This is a genomic window from Novilysobacter antarcticus (genome assembly GCF_019802285.1).
Taxonomy (GTDB): Bacteria; Pseudomonadota; Gammaproteobacteria; order Xanthomonadales; family Xanthomonadaceae; genus Novilysobacter; species Novilysobacter antarcticus.
Genome location: NZ_JAIEUJ010000001.1, coordinates 960,409 through 981,845 on the forward strand (window position 1 = coordinate 960,409; position 21,437 = coordinate 981,845).

General features: G+C 66.3%; 16 protein-coding genes. 5 read left to right on the plus strand and 11 right to left on the minus strand.

The genetic code is table 11. The features are described 5' to 3' along the window. Position 1: 1 nt before the first annotated feature. The 8 genes from gyrA to KZ491_RS04410 all read right to left on the minus strand — a co-directional run bounded on the left by gyrA (position 2) and on the right by KZ491_RS04410 (position 12,349). Positions 2-2,671 (minus strand): DNA gyrase subunit A, encoded by a 2,670-nt coding sequence (gene gyrA, locus KZ491_RS04375; protein ID WP_222564592.1) that lies wholly within the window; start codon positions 2,669-2,671, stop codon positions 2-4. A 183-nt stretch (positions 2,672-2,854) separates the two neighbouring features. Further along, the gene (mtnA, locus tag KZ491_RS04380; protein ID WP_222564593.1) at positions 2,855-3,913 is read right to left on the minus strand and encodes an S-methyl-5-thioribose-1-phosphate isomerase; all 1,059 of its coding nucleotides are present in this window, start codon (positions 3,911-3,913) and stop codon (positions 2,855-2,857) included. Between the two features lie 34 nt (positions 3,914-3,947). Beyond that, positions 3,948-4,958: an EF-P lysine aminoacylase EpmA gene (epmA, locus tag KZ491_RS04385; protein WP_222564594.1), complete on the minus strand. Its 1,011-nt coding sequence runs from the start codon at positions 4,956-4,958 to the stop codon at positions 3,948-3,950. Further along, the gene (gene ligA / locus KZ491_RS04390; protein ID WP_222564595.1) at positions 4,955-7,300 is read right to left on the minus strand and encodes an NAD-dependent DNA ligase LigA; all 2,346 of its coding nucleotides are present in this window, start codon (positions 7,298-7,300) and stop codon (positions 4,955-4,957) included. Before ligA ends, epmA begins: the two co-directional genes overlap by 4 nt. A 10-nt stretch (positions 7,301-7,310) precedes the next feature. Next, on the minus strand, positions 7,311-8,060 hold the full coding sequence (gene zipA / locus KZ491_RS04395) for a cell division protein ZipA (RefSeq protein WP_222564596.1): 750 nt from the start codon (positions 8,058-8,060) through the stop codon (positions 7,311-7,313). Between the two features lie 76 nt (positions 8,061-8,136). Next, complete coding sequence (gene smc, locus KZ491_RS04400; RefSeq protein ID WP_222564597.1) at positions 8,137-11,640, minus strand: chromosome segregation protein SMC; 3,504 nt, start codon at positions 11,638-11,640, stop codon at positions 8,137-8,139. A gap of 122 nt (positions 11,641-11,762) precedes the next feature. Then, positions 11,763-12,053 (minus strand): BolA family protein, encoded by a 291-nt coding sequence (locus KZ491_RS04405; protein ID WP_343225533.1) that lies wholly within the window; start codon positions 12,051-12,053, stop codon positions 11,763-11,765. Next, positions 12,050-12,349 (minus strand): YciI family protein, encoded by a 300-nt coding sequence (locus KZ491_RS04410; protein WP_222564598.1) that lies wholly within the window; start codon positions 12,347-12,349, stop codon positions 12,050-12,052. Before KZ491_RS04410 ends, KZ491_RS04405 begins: the two co-directional genes overlap by 4 nt. A 171-nt stretch (positions 12,350-12,520) precedes the next feature. Here KZ491_RS04410 and KZ491_RS04415 point away from each other — a divergent pair, with 171 nt between their 5' ends. Genes KZ491_RS04415 through KZ491_RS04430 form a run of 4 tightly spaced genes read left to right on the plus strand, consistent with a single transcriptional unit; the run spans position 12,521 to position 16,050 of the window. Continuing rightward, positions 12,521-12,787 carry a hypothetical protein gene (locus KZ491_RS04415; RefSeq protein WP_222564599.1) on the plus strand — a complete coding sequence of 89 codons (267 nt, stop codon included), beginning with the start codon at positions 12,521-12,523 and terminating at the stop codon, positions 12,785-12,787. Beyond that, positions 12,784-13,719 (plus strand): segregation and condensation protein A, encoded by a 936-nt coding sequence (locus KZ491_RS04420; protein WP_222564600.1) that lies wholly within the window; start codon positions 12,784-12,786, stop codon positions 13,717-13,719. The genes KZ491_RS04415 and KZ491_RS04420 overlap by 4 nt, the downstream gene beginning before the upstream one ends. A gap of 34 nt (positions 13,720-13,753) precedes the next feature. After that, positions 13,754-14,533 (plus strand): SMC-Scp complex subunit ScpB, encoded by a 780-nt coding sequence (scpB, locus tag KZ491_RS04425; RefSeq protein WP_222564601.1) that lies wholly within the window; start codon positions 13,754-13,756, stop codon positions 14,531-14,533. Then, positions 14,530-16,050, plus strand: coding sequence for a pseudouridine synthase (locus KZ491_RS04430; protein ID WP_222564602.1), 1,521 nt, complete (start codon positions 14,530-14,532; stop codon positions 16,048-16,050). The genes scpB and KZ491_RS04430 overlap by 4 nt, the downstream gene beginning before the upstream one ends. 90 nt (positions 16,051-16,140) lie before the next feature. On the opposite strand, the gene KZ491_RS04435 is transcribed toward KZ491_RS04430, so the two are convergent. After that, positions 16,141-17,445, minus strand: coding sequence for a hypothetical protein (locus tag KZ491_RS04435; protein ID WP_222564603.1), 1,305 nt, complete (start codon positions 17,443-17,445; stop codon positions 16,141-16,143). Between the two features lie 78 nt (positions 17,446-17,523). Continuing rightward, positions 17,524-18,093, minus strand: coding sequence for a DUF2799 domain-containing protein (locus KZ491_RS04440; protein WP_222564604.1), 570 nt, complete (start codon positions 18,091-18,093; stop codon positions 17,524-17,526). Between the two features lie 934 nt (positions 18,094-19,027). Here KZ491_RS04440 and KZ491_RS04445 point away from each other — a divergent pair. Next, the gene (locus KZ491_RS04445; RefSeq protein ID WP_222564605.1) at positions 19,028-19,537 is read left to right on the plus strand and encodes a hypothetical protein; all 510 of its coding nucleotides are present in this window, start codon (positions 19,028-19,030) and stop codon (positions 19,535-19,537) included. 12 nt (positions 19,538-19,549) lie between these two features. Here the strand turns inward: KZ491_RS04445 and KZ491_RS04450 are convergent, their stop codons facing one another. Next, entirely contained in the window at positions 19,550-21,388 is a 1,839-nt protein-coding gene (locus KZ491_RS04450) for a 3-hydroxybutyrate oligomer hydrolase family protein (RefSeq protein ID WP_425493080.1), read from the minus strand. Between the last annotated feature and the right edge of the window lie 49 nt (positions 21,389-21,437).

Here is a 21,437-nt window from a genome sequence, read left to right on the forward strand (position 1 = left end):
ATCAGGCCGGTGAATCGCCCGAAGGCTCATCGGCCCCTGCTTCGTCGACGGGATGCGTAAGAACGGTATCCGACACGGTCGGATCCGATCCGATCGCCGCCAGCTCCGTATCCTCTTCCAGCTCGTCATCCAGCGACGCATCCAGGCGCTCCACCGCCTGCAAGGTCTCATTGTCCGCCAGGCGCATCAGGGTCACGCCCTGGGTGTTGCGGCTGACCTGGGAGATCTCCGACGCGCGGGTGCGCACCAGCGTGCCACCGTCGGAAATCAGCAGGACCTCGTGGCTGTCGCTGAGCTGGACCGCGCCGACCAGCTGGCCGTTGCGGTCGGTGGTCTTCAGCGCGATCACGCCCTGCGTCCCGCGTCCCTTGCAGGGGTACTCGTCCAGCGGCGTACGCTTGCCGAAACCACGCTCGCTGGCGGTGAGGATGTCACCGTCACCATCGACCACGATCAGGCTGACCACCTTGCCGCCTTCGCCCAGGCGCATGCCGCGCACGCCGCGGGCGGTACGGCCCATGGAGCGCACGGTCTCGCCGGAGAACCGGACCGCCTTGCCCTCGTTGGAGAACAGCATGATGTCGGAATGGCCGTCGGAGAGTTCGACGCCGATCAGCGCATCGCCTTCATCCAGGTTGATCGCGATCTTGCCGCGCTGCAGACGGTAGGCGTACTCGCTCAGCGGCGTCTTCTTGACCACGCCGTTGCGGGTCGCGAAGAAGACGTGGCGGTCGCCGTCGTAGTCACGGACCGGCACCACCGCCTGGACCTGCTCGTCGGCTTCCAGCGGAATCCAGTTGATGATCGGTCTACCGCGCGCGTTCGGGCCAGCATCGGGCAGCTGGTACACCGGCAGCCAGAACACCCGACCGGCGCTGGTGAAGGTCAGCAAAGTGTCGTGGGTATTGACCAGCCACAGGCTGTCGATGAAGTCCTCGTCCTTGGTGGTCGCCGCATTGCGGCCGCGACCGCCGCGTTTCTGGGCCCGGTAGCTGCTGACCGGCTGGCGCTTGGCGTAACCGGAATGCGACAGGGTCACCACCACGTCTTCGGGGGCAATCAGGTCGAGGATGTCGAGGTCTTCTTCGCTCTCGCGGATCTCGCTGCGGCGCTCGTCGCCGAACTCGAGCTTGACGTTCTCCAGCTCCTCGCGGATCACGCTCAGCAGCACGTTCGGATCCTCGAGGATCTCGATCAGGCCGCGGATCGTGTCCAGCAGCAGCTTGTATTCCTCGGTCAGCTTCTCCTGCTCCAACCCGGTCAGGCGGTGCAGGCGCATTTCCAGGATCTGCTGGGCCTGGATCTCGGTCAGCTGGTAGAACTTGCTGTCATTGGCGCCGGTGACCAGGCCCACGCCACGCGGCAGGTCTTCCGGCTGCGACGCCTCTGCGCCGGCCGCCGACAGCAACGCGCCTACCAATCCCGGCTCCCAGGTCTTGGCCAGCATGCGCTCGCGCGCTTCGTTGGGATTCGCCGAGGTCTTGATCAGCTCGATCATCTCGTCGATGTTGGCCAGCGCGACGGTCAGGCCTTCGAGCACATGGGCGCGGGCGCGGGCCTTGCGCAGGTCGAAGATGGTGCGGCGGGTGACCACCTCACGGCGGTGACGCACGAAGGCCTGCAGGATCTGCTTGAGGTTCAGCAACTGCGGGCGGCCATCGACCAGCGCCACCATGTTGAAGCTGAAGGACGACTCCATCTGGGTCTGCTGATACAGGTTGTTCAGCACAACGTCGGCCGAGTCGCCGCGCTTGACCTCGATATAGATGCGCATGCCGTCCTTGTCGGACTCGTCGCGCAGCTCGCTGATGCCTTCGAGTTTCTTTTCCTTGACCAGCTCGGCGATCTTCTCGATCAGCTTCGCCTTGTTGACCTGGTAGGGAATCTCGGTGACGGCGATCGCCTCGCGGCCGTTGTCGGCCACCTCGATCTCCGCCCGCGCGCGCATGCGCACCCGGCCGCGGCCGGTGTGATACGCGTTGATGATGCCCGAGGTGCCATTGATGATGCCGGCCGTCGGAAAGTCCGGCCCCGGCACGTGCACCATCAGCCCGTCCACGTCGATCTCCGGGTCGTCGATCAACGCAATCGTCGCGTCGATGATCTCGCCCAGGTTGTGCGGCGGGATATTGGTTGCCATGCCAACCGCGATACCGGCCGAGCCGTTGATCAGGAGGTTCGGGATGCGCGTGGGCATCACCGTGGGCTCGAACTCCTTCTCGTCGTAGTTGGGCTGGAAGTCGACGGTCTCCTTCTCGATGTCCGCCATCAACTCATGGGTGATCTTCGCCATGCGCGCTTCGGTGTAACGCATGGCCGCGGCGGAGTCGCCGTCGACCGAGCCGAAGTTGCCCTGCCCGTCCACCAGCATGTAGCGCAGCGAGAACGGCTGCGCCATGCGCACCAGCGTGTCGTACACCGACTGGTCGCCGTGCGGATGGTATTTACCGATCACGTCACCGACAATTCGCGCCGACTTGAAGTACGGCTTGTTGGCATGGGCTCCCAACACGCTCATGGCGTACAGCACGCGCCGGTGCACAGGCTTGAGCCCGTCGCGGACATCGGGAAGCGCGCGGCCGACGATTACGCTCATCGCGTAATCGAGGTAGCTGCGACGCATCTCGTCTTCGAGGTTTACCGGGATGATTTCCTTGGCAAGATCGGCCATCAGGTTTCCGTATTTGAGCTGAGGTGGTTTACCGCGGTGCGGGCGAACATGCGCCGGCGGACACACTGGAAACTGGCCGGCACAAGGGAGAATCCGATCCGCGGCAATACCGACGAAAAAGACAGCGAATTATAGCACGAAAGGCCGCCTCATGCCCGGCTGTTTTTCCAGAGAAACAACGACTTAGGCGCTAAAAGCAGCCCTCATCGCGGCCGCATCCGGCTGCATGATCACGCCCCGCTCGGTCACGATCGCGTCGATCAATCCGTGCGGAGTGATGTCGAACACGGGGTTCCAGGCAGCGATTCCGCTCGCCGCTGTGGCGACGCCGCCGAGATGGAACAGCTCGGCCGCATCGCGCTCTTCGATATCGATCCCGTCGCCGTCCGGCATCGCCATGTCCACGGTCGAAGAAGGCGCGGCCACCATGAACTTGACGCCGTGGTGGCGGGCGGCGATTGCCAACTGGTAGGTGCCGATCTTGTTGGCGGTGTCGCCATTGGCACAGATGCGGTCGGCGCCTACGATCACCCACTGCACCTGGCCGGTTTTCATCAGGTGTGCCGCAGCCGAATCGGCCACCAGCACGGGGGAGATTCCGTCCTGTTGCAGTTCCCAGGCGGTCAACCGCGCGCCCTGCAGCCATGGCCGCGTTTCCCCGGCGAACACCCGCGAGATGCGCTGCTGGGCGACCCCGGCGCGAATCACGCCCAGCGCCGTACCGAACCCCGCCGTCGCCAGCGAGCCGGTGTTGCAATGGGTCAGGACGCCGCTGCCCGGGCTGATCAACGCCGCCCCGAGGCTGCCCATGTGGCGGTTGGCCGCCAGGTCCTCCTCGGCAATGGCACGCGCTTCGCGTTCCAGCACGTGGTGCCAATCGCTGCCAGCGGATGCGAGCACGCGCCGCATGCGCGCCAGGGCCCAGGCCAGGTTGACTGCGGTCGGGCGGGCATCGTTGAGACGCGCGATCGCCGGATCCAGCGCGAGTGCCGCGGCCGCACCGTCATCCGCTTTGATCTCGCGAGCGGCCAGCACCAGACCCCAGGCGGCGGCGATGCCAATCGCCGGCGCACCGCGCACGGTCAGGGCGCGAATCGCCTCGAAGACGTCCTCGCCCGTGTCGCAGCGGACGTACTCGACGTGGAAAGGCAAGCGGCGCTGGTCGAGCAGTTCCAACGATTCGCCGGTCCAGCGGATCGGGCGAATACGGTCGTATCGGTCAAAATCGAAGGTGTCGTTCATGGCGGCGTGGGTCCACAGGGTGCGCGTAATGGCATCACGCGCGGAAGAAATCGAAGGCGATCACATCAGCGATGCGGTCGGTGCGCAGCATGGCCATCATCAGGCGATCCATGCCAAGGGCAACGCCTGCGCAGTCAGGCAAACCGGCCTCCATGGCCGCCAGTAAACGCTGGTCGGTGGGAGGCACCGGGTCGGCGCGGGTACGCCGGATGCGGCCGTCGCGCTGGAAGCGGGCGGCCTGCTCCGACGCATCCGTCAACTCGTGATAGCCGTTGGCCAGCTCCAGTGGGCCCAGGTAGAGCTCGAACCGTTCCGCAACCGGGGGCGACCCGTCGCCATCATCGCGCACGCGCGCCAGCGCGCATTGCGTGGCGGGGTAATCGTGCACGGCCAGCATGTGCTCGTCGCTGAAGCCCGGTTGCAGCCGATGGGTCATCAGCAGATCGAGCCAGTCATCCCGAACCAGACCCCGAGGGTCAAGGATCACGTCGCCCAGTGCGTTGCGCAACTCTTCCTCGCTGGCGGTCAGCGGATCAAGGCCAAGCCGGACGTGGTAGAGGTCGCTGTAACGCACCTGCACCAGCGGCACCCGGCGACCGATCAGGTCAAGCCCGAGATTGATGATCTCGGCGGTTTCCTGTGCCAGCCGGAGATGGTCCCAGCCCACCCGATACCATTCCAGCATCGTGAACTCGGGATTGTGGCGGGCGCCGGCTTCGCCGTTGCGGAACACCCGCCCCAGCTCGTAGCAGTCACCAAAACCGGCGGCGAGCAAACGCTTGAGCGGGTATTCCGGCGAGGTGCGAAGCCAGCGGGTGCGGGATGCGCCGTCGCTGCGGCCACTGAATTCGGTTGTGAACGAGGCAATGTTCGGCTCGGTATTTCCAGCCACCGACATCACCGGTGTTTCCACCTCCACCACTCCGCGCTCAGCGAAGAATCCGCGGATGCGCGCGTTGAGCGCCGCCCGCAACTTCAACGCGGAGAATTGCGCTTCCGGCCTCCAGTCCGTCGGCCGATCGCCAGAGGAATGCGGCTCGGTCACTCGTGTTTGCCGAGGAACGCCAGCAGCTTCGCCTCGTCCCAGATCTCGATGCCCAGTTCCTCGGCCTTGGCCAGCTTGGAACCGGCGGCCTCACCGGCGACCACGAATCCGGTCTTCTTCGACACGCTGCCGGCCGACTTTGCGCCCAGCGCTTCCAGCCGCGCTTTCGCCTCGTCGCGGGTCATCGCAGACAACGTTCCGGTCAGCACGACCGTGCGTCCTTCGAGTGGACCGGCGCTGCTGTCGTCGACGTCGGGAATCCGCTTCTCGAGCGCCGCAATCGCCTCCCCGGAGCGGGTCAGCAGGAGGGCGTTCTCCTCATTCTCCAGCCAGGCCACCAGCGCCGATGCGGTGTCGTTGGGCAGGCCGGCGGTAATGAATCGATGGACTGGCGCATCCAACAGCGCAGTCGTATCGGCAAAAACGCCGGCGAGTTGCTCGGCGCGGATCCGGGTGATTTTCGGGATTTCCATGTCCACCAGCAGGTCAGCCAATCCGAGTTGGCCCCGCAGTTGCGCGGACGGAAGCCGGGCATCGACGATCTCCACGCCGCCGGCCAGCAGATCGTCGATCACCTTCTGGTTTCCCGGCTGGTCGAAGAAGCGGCCGATCGACCTGGCGACCTCCGAACCGATGTCAGGGACCCGCTTGAACAGCGGCCACGGCAGGGTCCGGATCACCGCCAGGTCGCCAAACCACTCCGCCAGCGCCTTGGCGGTGCTCTCGCCCACGTGCTGGATGCCCAGGCCGAAAAGGCAACGCGCCAGGGTCGTCCTGCGGCTGCTCTCGATGGCCTCAATCAGGTTCTCCGCCCAGCGGGTCGCCACCTTGCCCGCCTTGACCGTCTCCGGCGTCGTGCCATCGCGCTCGTCGCCGCGGCGCTTCATCTCCAGCAGATCGTCCAAGGTCAGGGTGTACAGATCGGCCACAGAACTGACATACCCGAAATCGACCAGGTCCTCGACGTAACGCTCGCCGAGTCCTTCAATGTCCATGGCCCGGCGCGAGGCGAAATGCTCGATCGCCTCCTTTCGCTGGGCGGGGCAGATCAGCTCACCCGAGCAGCGCCAGACAACCCCGCCCTCCTCGCGCACAAGATCGGAACCGCACACGGGGCACACCGTCGGCATCACCCAGGGCTGCGCGTCCGGCGCGCGCATGCCGGGCACCACGCGCACGATCTCCGGAATCACGTCGCCGGCACGACGCACGATCACCGTGTCGCCCACGCGGACATCCAGGCGGGCAATCTGGTCGGCGTTGTGCAAGGTCGCCCTGCTGACCTCGACGCCCCCAACCTGCACCGGCGTAAGCAGGGCCAGCGGTGTCGCCGCCCCGGTGCGACCGATATTGACCTCAATGGCCTCCAGCACCGTGGACTGCTCCTGGGCCGGGAACTTGTGCGCCAGCGCCCAACGCGGCGCACGCGAGACAAAGCCCAATTCCAGCTGCCCGGCGTAGTCGTCCAGCTTGTACACCACCCCGTCGATATCGAAGGCCAGGCGGTCGCGGCGCTCGCCGATATCGCGGTAATACGCGAGAAGACCGTCCAAGCCGGTCGCGACGCGGCTTTCCGCGCTGACCGGAAATCCCCAATCACGCAATTGCCGCAGTGTCTCCGAATGCGTTTGCGGCAGCTCGCCGCCTTCCACCAGCCCCACGGCGTAGGCGTAGAACGCCAGCGGGCGGCGCGCGGTGATGCGCGGGTCCAGCTGACGCAGCGACCCTGCGGCACCGTTGCGTGGGTTGGCCAACGGTTTACCGCCTTCGGCGAGCAGGCGCTCGTTGTAGCGGTGGAACCCCGCCAGCGGCATGTAGACCTCGCCACGGACTTCCAGCACCGTCGGCCAACCCGTCCCGCGCAGCGCCAACGGGACAGCCTTGACGGTGCGAAGGTTGGCAGTGACGTCCTCGCCCGTGGCACCGTCACCGCGGGTCGCGCCCTGGACGAATTGGCCATTCTCGTAGCGCAGGCTGATGGCGAGGCCGTCCAGCTTGGGTTCCACCGAAAAAACCGGCTCGCTGCGCTCTAGCCGTTGCTCGATGCGCCGGACGAAATCGGCCACCTCGTCCTCGCTGAACGCATTGCCCAGCGACAACATCGGAATGGCGTGGGTGACACTGGCGAAGGCCCCGGACGGTGGCGCACCGACGCGCTGGGTCGGTGAATCCGCGCTGGCAAGTTCCGGGTGCGCCGATTCCAGCCCCTCCAGCTCGCGCAGCAGGCGGTCGTACTCGGAGTCCGGAATGGCCGCATCGTCGAGGACGTAATAACGGTAGCTGGCGTCGTCGAGCTGACGGCGCAGCTCGGCCACGCGGGCGGCGGGATCGGACGCGGGCATCTGCGGCTGCTTACCAGCGGCTGGGCTTGCTCAGCGGTGGTGCCTCGCGCTCGCGATCGTAGGCGCGCAGTTCATCACGAATGTGGCCGATCCGCTGGCGACCCAGGTTGTTGCGCTGCTCGTCCAGCAGCAGGCCATCGAGCAATTCCGCCATCCGCTCCGCGGTCGGCAGCATGGCCTCCCACGCATCCAGCGCGGCGACTGGCGCGGGCAAGGTCAGGAAGAAGGCAATCGCCGGGGTTTCCAACTCCTGGATGGTGCCCATCTCGAAGTTGCCCGGTTTGACGATGTTGGCCACGCTGAACACCGGTCCGCGCTCGGGCTGCTGCTCGATCAGCCGGTGGTAGACGCCCATGTGGCCGTAGACCAGACCCGCCTTTTCCGCTGCCACGACGATATCCGGCCCGTGCAGCTTCTGGCCGGCGCGGGCCGCCAGATATACCGTGACGATCTTGTCGAACTCGTCACTGACCCGCTTGCCGAGTTCGGTGCCTGCGGCGCCATCAAGACTGCGTTCGAACAGGTCCAGCTCGGCCTGCGCGGTCGGATCCTCGCCAGCGGCACCGGCCGAATCGGCCGCCGCCTCGTCCTCCAGCTGCTCGCCCAGGGTCGGCTCACGCCTGGACCCGCTGCTGTCCGCGGCACGCGCAACGCGGCGACCTTGGCCGGGCTTGCGCGGACGGCCAAAGAACAGGATCGCGCCGACCACAAACAGCCCGGCGATCAGGATTCCGATTCGCAACAGGGTTTCGTCTGACATCAGCTTTGCTACTCCGGTTTATTGCATGGATGGACGCCAGAAACGCCGTGGTGTCACGACGATCCGACGCCCGCGATCAGGCGGCGCCCACCAGACGGGTGGCTTCGGTGAGGTCAACGCTTACCAGTCGGCTGACGCCGGGCTCGCGCATCGTGACGCCGGCCAGTTGCTGAGCGGCTTCCATCGTCGCCTTGTTGTGGCTCACAAACAGGAACTGTACCTGTTCACTCATCTCGCTGACCATCGCCGCGAGCCGACCGACGTTGGCTTCATCCAGCGGTGCATCGACCTCGTCGAGTAGGCAGAACGGCGCCGGATTGAGCTGGAATATCGCGAACACGAGCGCGACCGCGGTCATCGCCTTCTCGCCGCCGGACAGCAGCGAGATGTTGGATACGCGCTTGCCCGGTGGACGGGCCATGATCGCCACGCCGGTGTCCAGCAGATCGTCGCCGGTGAGCTCCAGATAAGCGTGGCCGCCGCCAAACAGGCGCGGATACAGGGCCTGGACGCCGGCGTTGACGCGGTCGAAGGTTTCCTTGAATCGTCCGCGCGTTTCGCGGTCGATCTTGCGGATCGCATCTTCCAGCGTTTCCAGCGCTGTGCACAGGTCGGCGTCCTGGGCGTCGAGGTATTCCTTGCGCTGGCTGGCCTCGGCGTGCTCGGCGATGGCCGCGAGGTTGACCGGCTCCAGCCGGCGCAGCTTGGCGTCCAGTTCCTGGACGGTGCGTTCCCACACCGCGGGTTCCATGTCGTCGGTCAGGGTGTTGACCACGTCGTCCAGCACGAAGCCGGCTTCGGTGATGCCCTCCACCAGCGATTCGGCCTTCAGCACAAGGGCCTGCTGCTCGAGCCGGCGCTGGCCGATGCCTTCCCGCTGGGCGAGCGCCTGCTCGTCGCGCTGCTGGCGAACCTGCTCGAAGCGGCGAAGTTCCTGGTCGATGCCGTCCAGCGCGCTGCGGGCGGCGCTGAGCACCTCGCCCGCCTGCACCCGTCGCTCCAGCGCAACCTGACGCTGCTGCTCCAGCTCATCCACCGGACTGGCGCCGTCGGTCAGCTGGCTGGATAGCTCGACCAGACGCGTGTCCAGCTGACCGCGTTGACCGCTCATCCGCTGCAGGGCCTGGGTGAGCGAGGCGATCTGGGCACGGTGCGATTCCAGCGTCAAGGCCAGCGCATGCGCGGCGTCGCGGGATTCGCGGGCCATGTTGCGGGCCTGATCGCGCGCCTCGCCGAGGCTGCGGCGTTCACTGTCCAGCGCCAGGCGGGCGTCTTCCAGTTCGGTCATCCGCATCACCGCCTCTTCCTGGCGGGTGCGGGCCTCGCGCGCCTGCTCGGCGAGCAGCTGCGACGATTCGGTCAGCTGCGCGACCTCGGCATCGATCCGCTCGATCCGGCTTCGCGCCGAGTCCAGGCGTCCCTGCTGGCTGTGCAGTCGGCCGGCCAACTCCGCGACGCTGCGATGGGCGACATGGAGCGCGCGCTGGGCTTCCTCGCGCTGCTGCTCGGCGGCCAGGGCCTGTTCGCGCAGGCGGGTCAGGCTGGATTCCAGCTCGTGCTCCCGCTCCTGCAGCGTCTCGATCTGACTGCGCAGCGACTGGATCTCTTTCTCCCGCAGCAGCGCACCCTGCTTTACCGCGCCGGAGCGCAGCACGCGTACCCAGCCGTTGCCCAGACGCTCGCCACTGCGGGTGATCACCGACTCGCCATCGGCAAGGTTGGGCAGCAGTGCGCGCGCGGCGGACAGGTCAGCGGCGGCGTGCAGCGGCACCAGCAGGCGCCGAACCGCCGCAGGCCCCTGCACCTTGCTGGCCAGCGATGTGGGCGCGCAGCTGACCGGCGCGTCGGCCGATGCGACCAGCGCCAGACGGCCGTGATCCAACTCACCGATCGCCTCCACCAGCGCCTCGGGCGCATCCACCAGCGCGCCTTCGATGATCTGGCCAAGTGCGGCTTCAACCGCGTCTTCCCATCCCTCATCCACCACCAGCGCCTCGCCGACCCGGACCGCGGAGTCCAGGCCGTGCGCCTTCAACCATTCCAGCGCGGCGCCGTCCTCCTGTCCCAGCGCCGCGTTCTGCAGCGTCTCCAGCGAGGACAACCGCCCACGTGCGGTCTGCGCCTGCTTGCGCACGTCGGCCAAGGCCGACTGTGCTTCGCGCTGCTGCTGTTGCAGGGTGTCGACACTGCCCTTGCGCAACTCCAGTACGTCGCCAAGGCTGTCCAGGGAGACCTTGTGGGTCTCGTGTTGCTCTTCGAGCTCGGCGAACGCGTCGGCGAGCGTCGTCAGGTCCAGACCTTCGCGCTCGGACTGCAGGGCCTGCCGGCGGCGCTCGGCATCCATCGACTGGCGCTCGAGATGCTCGATCCGGGTGCGCTCGACTTCCGCCGAACGGGTCGCCTCCGATTGCGCGCGACTGTGCTCGTCCCAGCGCTGCTGCCACGACGACAAGGCCGCCTCGGCCGCGCGAAGTGCTTCCTGACGGTCAAGGTCCTGCTCGCGTAACTCCTCCAGGCGCGGCTCGTCGACTTCCAGCGCCGCGCTCAGGACATCCAGCCGCGACTGGTCGTTGCCGATGTGCTCGGCGACCTCGGCCAACTGGTGGCGGGCCTCGTCGCGTGCCTTCAGCAGGCGCTCGGACATCTCGCGCTGGTGCTGGATCTGCTGCTCAATGCGGGCCAACGCCCCGCCGACTTCGTAACTTTCCGCCTGCGCCTTGTTGAGCGCCTCGGCGGCTTCCTCGCGGCGCACGCGGCCGGTCTCGATCTCGCGCTCGGCCTCACGCTGCTCGGCGATCAATTGCTGCAGGCGGGTCTCCTGCTGCGCAAGCTTCTCCCGCTGCCCGGCCAGCTTGCGATCCAGTGCCCGGTGCTCCAGTGCCTTCCATTCCGCGTCGCGGACCCTGCGGTCCTCCTGCAGCGCCTGATACTGCTCGGCCTGCCGTGCCTGGCGGTTCAGGTGTCCCAGCTGTTTGCCCACCTCTTCTCGCAGATCGCTCAGCCGGTCGAGGTTTTCGCGGGTATGGCGGATGCGGGTCTCGGTCTCCTTGCGGCGCTCCTTGTACTTGGAGATGCCGGCCGCCTCTTCCAGATAGACCCGAAGGTCCTCGGGCCGGGCTTCGATGATCTGGCTGATCATCCCCTGCTCGATGATCGAGTAGCTGCGCGGCCCAAGGCCGGTACCCAGAAACAGGTCGGTGATGTCCCGGCGACGGCATTTGGAGCCGTTGAGGTAGTACTGGCTGGCGCCGTCGCGACTGACCAGGCGCTTGACCGAAATCTCGTCGAATGCGCCGTACTCGCCGGTGATGGTGTGGTCGGAATTGTCGAACACCAACTCCACGGTGGCCTGGGAGACGGGCTTGCGCGAAGACGATCCGGCAAAGATCACGTCGGTCAGCGAGTCTCCGCGCAGGCGGCTGGCCGAACTCTCTCCCATCACCCATCGCACGGCGTCGATGATGTTCGACTTGCCACAGCCGTTCGGCCCGACCACGCCGGTCATGTTGGTCGGCAGGTGCAGAGTGGTGGGATCGACGAAGGACTTGAAGCCCGACAGCTTGATCGTTGACAGACGCATGCGTCGCGGGAGCCTCATTGCGCGCCGCATGCGGCGCTGCGGTGGATGTCAGGAAGCCGGCAAACCAGCGGCCGCCCGCGAGTATAGCGGTCGCTGGGCGGTGCCCGCAGGGCGGCGCCGGGCTAGTCCGCTTCTTCCGGGGTGCGAGCGATGATCGACAGCGCGTGGATGTCGGTTTCCATCATTGCGCCGACGGCGTCGTACACCCGCCGATGCCGCGCCAGGGGAGCCAGCCCACGGAACGCGTCGCTGACGACCTCCACATTGAAGTGGCCACGACCGTCGCGCGCACCCGCATGGCCGGCATGGCGCGCGCTGTCATCCTCGACCGACAGGGAAACCGGAGCCAGGGCGGATTCGATGGCCGCGCGGATCGCCGGCACGCGCTGCTCGCGCGGCAGACCGCCGGTCACGGCAGCACCTGCCGGAACGGCCGGACTTCGGTGCGCTCGTACACCCCGGCGTCCACATAAGGATCGGCGTCCGCCCACTCGCGCGCGGCTTCGAGGGACTCGAATTCGGCCACCACCAGGCTGCCACTGAACCCCGCCGGACCCGGGTCCTCCGCGTCAATCGCAGGGCATGGTCCGGCCAGGAGCAGTCGGCCGGCGTCACGCAGTGCCTCCAGCCTGGCCAGATGTGCGGGCCGGGCTTTGCCGCGCAGGGCCAGCACCTCCTCGCCGTCATATCCCTCAATCACGTAAAGCATCGTTTCATTTCCACCCGACAATCCGACCAGCGCTGATTGTAGGCCAAGCCCGGCGGGGCAACGCTGGACAGCGCTCCACGCAGCCCGTAACCTGTCCGGAACCTGAGTTGGATAAAGACGTCGCGTCCCTTACGGCTACGGCCCTGCCGCCGTAACGATCTTCGCGATGCCATGGCCGCGCCTGCCACAGCGGTGTTCATCCCAGATCGATTCAACTGTCAGCAGATCGGGTTTTACTGCTGCATGTCCAAACATCGCATGATCATCGTCGCAGCCCGACGATGGCTGGACCGTATTCCTGCCGCCGACCTGCAGTATTCCGATCCTGTCCCGGCCGCTCACGCCTTTCATGTGCAGCGCGCCAAGGATCGAGTTGTGATGTTCCGACGCAACCGCTACAACGCAGCGCCACGGCCCGGAGGGGCCGGCACCGCATGACAAACGTTTCCGCGCCCGCCGCGACCGATGACAACCAGGAAACACCGGTACCGGACGGGGAGATCCCGGCCCGGGTGTCGCCGCGACAGCAGGAAATGCCACTGGCGATGGTGCACGGGCAACCGGTGCTGCAGATTCCGCAGGACCTCTACATTCCGCCCGATGCGCTGGAAGTGATCCTGGACGCATTCGAGGGCCCGCTGGACCTGCTGCTCTACCTGATTCGCCGCCAGAACCTGGAAATCCTTGACATCCCGGTTGCGGAGATCACCCGCCAGTACGTCGATTACATCCAGGCGATGCACCAACTGCGCTTCGAACTGGCAGCCGAATATCTGGTGATGGCGGCGATCCTGGCCGAGATAAAGTCGCGGATGCTGTTGCCGCGTGCGGTGTCGGACGAAGACGACGAAGAAGATCCACGGGCGGAACTGGTTCGTCGATTGCAGGAGTACGAACGCTTCAAGAAGGCCGCCCAGGACATCGACGCCCTGCCCCGGCAGGATCGCGATACCGTTCCCGCGCAGGCGTTCGTCCCGGATCGTGCCGCGGTGCGTTTGCCGCCCGAAGTTGATCTGCGCGAGATGCTGCTGGCGCTGCACGACGTCTTCAAGCGCGCCGAGCTGTACACGCAACACGCGATCAAGCGCGATGCACTCAGTGTCCGCCAGCGGATGGGCGAACTCCTGGCCCGGCTCGATGACGGCGAATTCCACCGCTTCGAATCCCTGTTCGAGGCCAACGAAGGAAGGATGGGGGTGGTGGTGAGCTTCCTGGGCATCCTCACCCTGGCCAAGGAGCAGCTGGTGGACATCGTGCAGGAAGCGCCCCTCGCTCAGATCTACATCAAGTCATTGGCCATCGGCACGGCACCGGAAGAGATCCAGCTCAGCAGTGAGTTCGATGACCCCGCCAACGACGAAGCGCCTTGAGCGCACCGCACCAATACACACAACGACACGCTGCATGGAACAGACCCAGATAAAACGAATCATCGAAGCCGTCCTGCTGGCCGCCCACCAGCCGGTGAGCATTGCCCAGCTGGGCGAGCTGCTCGCCGGGGACGACGAGCAGCCGATGGCTGCCAGCGACGTTGCGCAGGCGTTGCAGGCGCTGCAGGATGATTGCGAAGGACGCGGCGTCGAGCTGGTGGAGCTGGCTTCGGGGTTTCGCTACCAGGTCCGCGCCGACGTGCATCCCTGGGTCGCCCGCTTGTGGACTGAGCGCCAGACCCGCTACACCCGTGCCACCCTGGAAACGCTGGCGTTGATCGCCTACCGCCAGCCCATTACCCGCGGCGAGATCGAGCAGGTCCGCGGGGTGTCGGTCAGCAGCAACATCATCCGCTCGCTGGAGGAACGCGAATGGATCCGCGTGGTCGGTCACCGCGATGTGCCCGGCAAGCCCGCGCTTTTGGGCACGACCCGGACGTTCCTCGACTATTTCGGGCTGAAACGCCTTGATGAACTGCCGCCACTGGCGGAGCTGGGGGACATCGGCGAGCTGGAACCGCAATTGCAGTTCGAGCCGCGTGCCACCCCGGAAACACCCGGATCCGTCGCTGCCGGTGGCATTGCCACCGAGCCGGCGCTGGACCAGAACGATGCCGAGGCCGTCGCTATTCCCGCACGGGAACAGCCGGCTGACGATTCCAACACCGCGGACGACGCCATCGAGACGATGGAACGCCACGGATCACTCGAAGATGACGATGCCGAAGAAGCCTCGTCGGAGTTACGCAAATGACTGAAGAAACACGCAGCAAGCTTTCACTCAAACACGGCAAGGACGACGCCGGCACCGCGACACCGCGCCTGCAGGAACGCCTGCACAAGGTCCTGGCCCAGGCCGGACTGGGCTCGCGCCGGGCGCTGGAGCAGCGCATCGCCGACGGCCTGGTCAAGGTCAACGGCGAGGTAGCCCAGGTCGGTGTATCCATCGGCAGCGGCGACAAGGTCGAGCTGGATGGACGGCAGTTTGTCGCCAGCGCCCTGACCGAGCCGTCCCGCGTGCTGTTGTACAACAAGCCCGAAGGCGAGGTCACCACCCGCGAAGACCCCGAAGGTCGCCCGACCATTTTCGACGCCCTGCCCGCGCTCAAAGGCGCGCGCTGGATCGCTGTTGGCCGTCTGGACATCAACACCACTGGATTGCTGATGTTGACTACCGACGGTGAGTTGGCCAACACGCTGATGCACCCCTCGCACGAAGTGTCGCGTGAGTACGTGTGCCGGGTGCGCGCACCCGAAGGCGAGGACCGGGTTGAGGACGCAGTCGTGGAGCGGCTCAAGCGTGGTGTTTCGCTGGAGGACGGCCCGGCCAAGTTCGACGACATCGAGCGTATCGGCGGCGCGGACTCGCACGACTGGTTCCGGGTGGTGGTAAAGGAAGGACGCAACCGCGAAGTGCGCCGCTTGTGGGAGTCGCAGGGCTGCCAGGTCAGTCGTCTGAAGCGCATCAAGTATGGCTCGGTCGACCTGCCGCGCGAACTGCTCCGTGGCCAATCGATCGAAATGAGCACTGAGCGGGTGGACAGCCTGCGCAAGGAGCTGGGACTGGAAGACGGCACGCCGTCGGCGCTGACCCTGCTGCCGGTGATCGGCCAGCGCAAGGCAGCCCGCTCCACCATCAATCTGACGGGCCGGCCGCAGAGCCCGGGCTATGTAGGTGGCCACGTTACCAGCGCCGACGAAGGCCGGGAACTGCGCCGCTTCGACAACGTGCGCGAGGATCGCGGCCGCGGTCGCGGCGCGCCCAAGCGGCATGGCGGGCTGACAGTGAGCGGCGAGGCCGCCGCCAAGCAGTCGCAGCGGCCCTACAAACAGCGCGCGCCCAAGGGCCAGCAGCCACTGCCAGACGGCAACCCGGCGGCGTTCCGCACCTGGTACGTGCCCGATGGGGTCAACACCGGCCCCAGCGGCCATCGAAACGCGGACAGCCGTGGCCCGAAAAAGCCCTACGGGAACAAACCCGCAGGCGGCTACAAGGGCCGTGCACCCGCAGGCGGTCAGGCGCGCGGACCGCGCCCTCCGTACGGGCACCCCGATGGCGCACCCAGCTTTCCGTCTGATCACGCCAACCCGGGCGGCTTCAATCCTTACGGTGACAAGCCGCGCGGACCCGGCGGCAACCGTCCGGCCGGCAAGCCTGGCGCCGGCAAACCAGCCGGTCGGCGCGCGGGCCCCGGCGGCCCGCGACCGGGCGGCCCCCGCGGCGGTGGGCGTCCGGGCAGCGGGCGTGGCGGGTCACGCAGCGGCGCCTGATCCGTAGGAGGCAATAAAAAGGCACCCGCAAGGGTGCCTTTTTTCTTTCGCGTCTCGACCCTAGCCACACGCAGGCAAGGGCTCTCAGGGTCAGTCCGTCACACTGACTTTCTTGCTGGCCAGGATGCGGTGATCCTGACGCTGGACGTAGCGGACCTCATAGGTGCCAATCTCATCGGGCAGCTTGATCTCCGCCGGCGAACCATCGCGGGTTCGCTTGTAATCAAGACTGCTTCCTCCTGGCGAGTCGATTTTCGCTATCGAGATGTAGTCATCGCGGTAGTCGGGACCGGTCCACTCCACCGCGATCTTCGAGCCTACCGCGGCGCTGGCCGGCAGCTTCAAGGATGCGGCCACTGCGGTTGCATCGATTTTCTCACTCGCGAGGATCTTGTGGGACTGGCGCTGCACATAGCGAACCTCGTAGCTGCCCGGCTCGGCTGGGATCAACAGCTTCAAGGGATTGCCGGAGGACGTGCGTGTGTAGTTGATGTACTTGTTGCCGGCGGCATCCAGCTTGGCCACCGAGATGTAGTCGTCGTGGTAATCCGGCCCCGTCCACGCCACGCTGATCGTCGAACCTGCCGGCGCCTTCACCGGCACCTCCAGACCAGCCGTGATTTCACCCACTGCAATGCTTTTTCGAGCCAGTACGTCGTGGGTCTTCCGGCTGACATAGCGCACCTCGTAGGTGCCCGCCTCGGCCGGCATCAGCAGTTGCAGCGGGTTGCCATCCCGCGTCCGGGTGTAGTTTGCGTGGCCGTTGCCCGCAGCATTGGCAGGACCGACAGAAATGTAGTCGTCGGTCTCATCGGGCCCCGTCCAGACGATCCGGACCTTGGATCCCGCCGCGGCGGACTCCGGCACGGTGAGACTGGCATTGAGCTCAACCACGATCGGCAGGCTCAGCGTGCCCCTGTCGCCGTCAAGCTTGATCTCCCCTTCCGCCGTGGCACCGTCGGACACGCGCCGTACCGAAACATCGTGCACACCCCGTGGAAGCTCGACCACGATGCGGCCGCCGGCGTCGGATTCATGCAGCACATCGCCGCTGGCGCCGTGGCGAACCGTCCACACGAGATCGTTCTTGATCACGGGACCGCCGCGCTGGTCGGTAGCTTCCAGCGTGGCCATGCCCGTTGCAACCGCTCGTGGCTGGGTCGCCGGCTCTGGCACGGGCTCTTGCTTGGCTGGCGCAGCCTGGGCCGCTCCGGTTTTACCGCTGGGCGCCGCAGTGATCTTGGGCACACCATCGATCTGGGCCCACATGGATCCGGTCGCGTGGAAAACCAGAATCGTGTCGCCAGCTGCAGACGTGTCCTGGGCGAGTGCGGGCACGCTCAAGCCTGTCAGCCCGAGCAGAAGCCCCATTGCCAAAGGTCGAAGCATAGTCATTTCCCTGTTCTTGCGGATGCGGGTCGCTCGATGGCAACGCGCGGAACGCACCGCCAATCACGATGTCATCGTGATGACTTACCAATGCCCATAAAGGGGTGCGAAGCGCCGACTGACGTGGTCCAGGTCGCGCCGGGCCATGTCTTCGCGGCGCCGGGCGTGCATCAGGTCCTCCTCGGCACGCCGGAGATCAGCGCGCAGGTCGCTGATCTCCCGGCGCAGGCGTTTCCGCTCATCCTCACTCTCGGCGTGGCCAAGACGCTTTTGGGCCTTGTCGATGTCCTTGTCGGCTTTGCGGATCCGGTGTTCGATGGAACTAACGTCCGAGCTGACGTCATCGAAATGCTGCTTGGCGTCGTACACGAAACGGCCGTCACCAAAGCCGGCAAGGAAGCCGGGTTCGAGGTGGCCCGGGCACACGCCGGCGTAGTTGCGGCCGTTGGCGGCTGCCGTGAAGCCACGATACGGCGTGCAATAGACCTCCAGGCCACGCTCCCTGGCCTCCAGGTAGGCGCGGGCATCCACGCCGACGCCGTACGCAGCACACGCCTGCTCGTGGTTGCCGAGGCGGGATGACGGATACCCGGCAACGCCATCCTCATAGCCGATCCGCGACCAGTTCCCGCTCAGGCAGTCGCCTTGGCTCATCGTTGCGCAACCGGCGTGAAACCCGGCCAGCAGGATAATCATCAGTAAACGCATCGCACCCATGGCACTCCCCCGTCGGGCTTCCCGCCCGAGTTGTCATTGAATCCCGCCATCGGAGGACCGCTCCAACCGGCAGGCGTGCGATGAAATACGCACCCGTTGCACCCTGATACGAGGTCGTAGCAGCAAACCGGACATCGCCCCGGCAAATGCCTCCCGGATCCGATTGCGTCGAGTCGCTGAATCTGAATGGCGCCGACCGACCTCAGCATCTGTTCACTGATGCGAGTCAATGGTGAAGGCGCCAACAGGGGTGTTGGTCTACCAGCGAGGGTCCAACATGAATCTCCTATCCCGCCGGATCAACTGGGCATTGATAGCCGTCCCTCTGTTGGCTTCTGCATTGGCCATGCCGGGCAACGCCTATGGTCAGGACAGCAGGCGAGAATCCAGGCAACTCGAGCACAGGCAGCATGCGGGGAACACCGAGCGCCTGCGCCGCAAAGCCGAGCGAAACGAAACAGCACCGGCTGCGCCGCGACCAAGGGCGAGCGCAAGTGGCAGTCAGGATTCCGGCAAACGTGCCCAAGTACGAAACAACACCAATGCAGCACCTCAGCGAGTCCGCCGCGACGCCCGCCCCCCGGTGCGGCAGCAGGCTGCGGAGCCCGCCCGGGCGCGCCAGAGTGCTGCCAGGGAATCCATTGCCCGCGCCCAGCAATCGCGTGTCCAGCCCGACTCTCGGACCCAGGTCCAGCGTCACGCGGCCCGCCCGACGCGCCCTGCCCGACAGGCGACGAGCGCAGGTGTGCCCCAACGGCCGCAGTCGAGCGACACACGTCATCTCGACCGCCGCCACACACAGCGAATCCACGATGACCAGCAACGGGCCAACCGTTACTACGCTGCCCAGGCACGTCAGCGGGAAATCGCCATGCAGCGCGCTCGCCAGCTGCAACAGCAGCGCCGTACGAATCAGTACCGCTACCAGGACCAGTACAACCAACGATTGCGTCAGCAGTACGTCAGCTGGAACTCGGGCCGCTACAACTACTACAACGACCCGTTCTATTCGACGCCTGCGAGCTACCGGTATCAGTTTGGCGGCCAATGGCACTCCACCAACCGCTATGGCGCCAACCTGATGCAGCAGGCCGTGGATCACGGCTATCAGGAGGGCATGAGAGCCGGCCAGGCTGACCGTTACGATGGCTGGCGCGGCGACTACCGGGACAACTACGCCTATCAGGACGCGGGATACGGCTACAACGGTCGTTACATCTCACCCGCCGAATACCAGTACTACTTCCGTCAGGGCTTCCAGCGTGGGTACCAGGATGGCTATGGCGACCGCTATGACTACGGCTACCGCCGCAATGACGGCAACTACGCGATCATCGCCGCGGTGCTTGCGACCATCGTTGGCCTGCAGTTGCTCAATTGACTCACCCGGTGCTCAGCGCGGCATCGCCAGGTGGTCTGCCTGCAAGGGATTGCCCGCACCGCGAGGCGTCGTGGCGATGACCGCGTCGCCGGGCATGGGCACACCGCTCTCCAGGTGCGCCCACGTGCGGTCGAGCGCCTCGTACACATAGGGCAGCAGCGGCACGTACATCCCTGCGTACACCGGGACGCCAAGGAAGGCGTCGAAGTGCTGCGCGTTCCTGACCTGCCAGTGGTGCACATCCGCCCCGGCGCTGCGTGCGGCCGCCACATACGGCGCGCTGGTGAATGCGGGGGGAATCAAACCATCATCCAGCCCATGGATGACCATCACCGGCAGTCCGGCCGCCGGCGCGGCGCCCTGCAATTCGCTGATGCCCCGACGCACGCGATCGGCGTTCGCTCCCGGCCCGTCCCAGAGTGCGCGCAGACACTGCAGATCCGCGAAGGGATTTGCCGGATCGATCGGTGGCGCAACGATCCCGACGCCGGCGCCCGGCGGTATGCCGGCGGCCTCCGATGACCATGCCGCGCGCTCGATCGCGGAAGCCGGGCGCGGCGCTCCCTCAGCGGTCACCACCGAGAAGGAATAGCCGCAAGGATGCCCTCCGGCGGGAAAGCGGCCGTAGGCTGAGGCGTAGGTCACCGCGACCGAGCGCCACAGGTCGAAGGCGACGCTGATCGAACCGGCGCGAAGTGCCTCGTCGGTCCAGCCATTGGCGCGCAGTGTCTGATAGGCGGACTGCTGCTGCTCGCCCAGGGTCTCGCCCTGGATCAGACCGGCCGTTGCCAGCGCCGCACACTGCGCGTCCGCGGTGGGCATCGCTGGAATTCCCAGCGCAGGCAACGCACACGGCATCAGCAGCGCCGCCTCGGTCGTATAGTCGTAGATGGGGCGTGCGCCGGCGACAGTCACGTTGGGTTCGGCCGCGACGACCGCGTCCAGCCAGTCGCCGGCCGACGCCGACTGGGCCGCCTGCAATACGGCGCCGCCGCCGTTGGAGATGCCCACTGCAATCACGCGCGTGTTGTCGAACTGGAAAGGCGCGGCAGCGGGGAACGCTTCGCTGAGGATCTTCAACGCGAATTCCGCTGACTGCCTGACATGCTCACCCCAGTGCGCTTCCGGGTTGTCGCCGGAGTGCGCATGTTTGAACGCGATGCCCGTGGCTGACCCCCGCTCCGGCTGGAATGCCAGAGTGGCATCCGGACCACCGATGGTGCCGTCCAGTTGCACCCCAAACGCGGCATCGAGGTCGTAATAGTCACTGCCCGCGCCCTTGTCGGTATATGCAATCGCGCAGCCTTTCGGCAGCGCCCACGGGCCGGCGACCGCAATTGCGCCGAGCACGCCGCGCGACCCCGAGGCCGGCGCAAGCACAACGCAGCGCGCTTGCTGGTCGAAGTTGTCCGGCACCTGGACCAGCACGCGGTGCGGTTGCTTCGCGCCCGGCAGCCAGGCCAGCGTCTGGAATTCCCGGCCCGGCGATGGCGCGACGCTGCCGTAAAGGTCCGCATAGCCGCCGCCCGGCGCGAGATCGGCAATGCCGCGCCAGTTGCTCCAGATCGCGCGTCGACGCACTTCGGCTGCCGTCGGGTTTTCCGGATCGGCGAACGCCGGTGCGGTCATGGCGCGCAAGCCATCCAGACCCAGGCCCGCGGTGAGCAGATCATCGTTGCCGCGGTGTTCGGTGACACTCACCGCGCCGAAACTGGACGCTTCCATGGCGGCATTTCCTGGATTCGATGTGGTGGCGCAGCCGACGGCGACGGACAGTGCGGCGGACAGGGCGACGGCGAGCAGGGAGTTTTTCATGCGCCGACAGTAGCAAGACCCGAGCCAGCGGCTCATCGTACTTTCGTACCACGCTCCTGGCCTGCGCAGTTGCTAATCTGGCGCG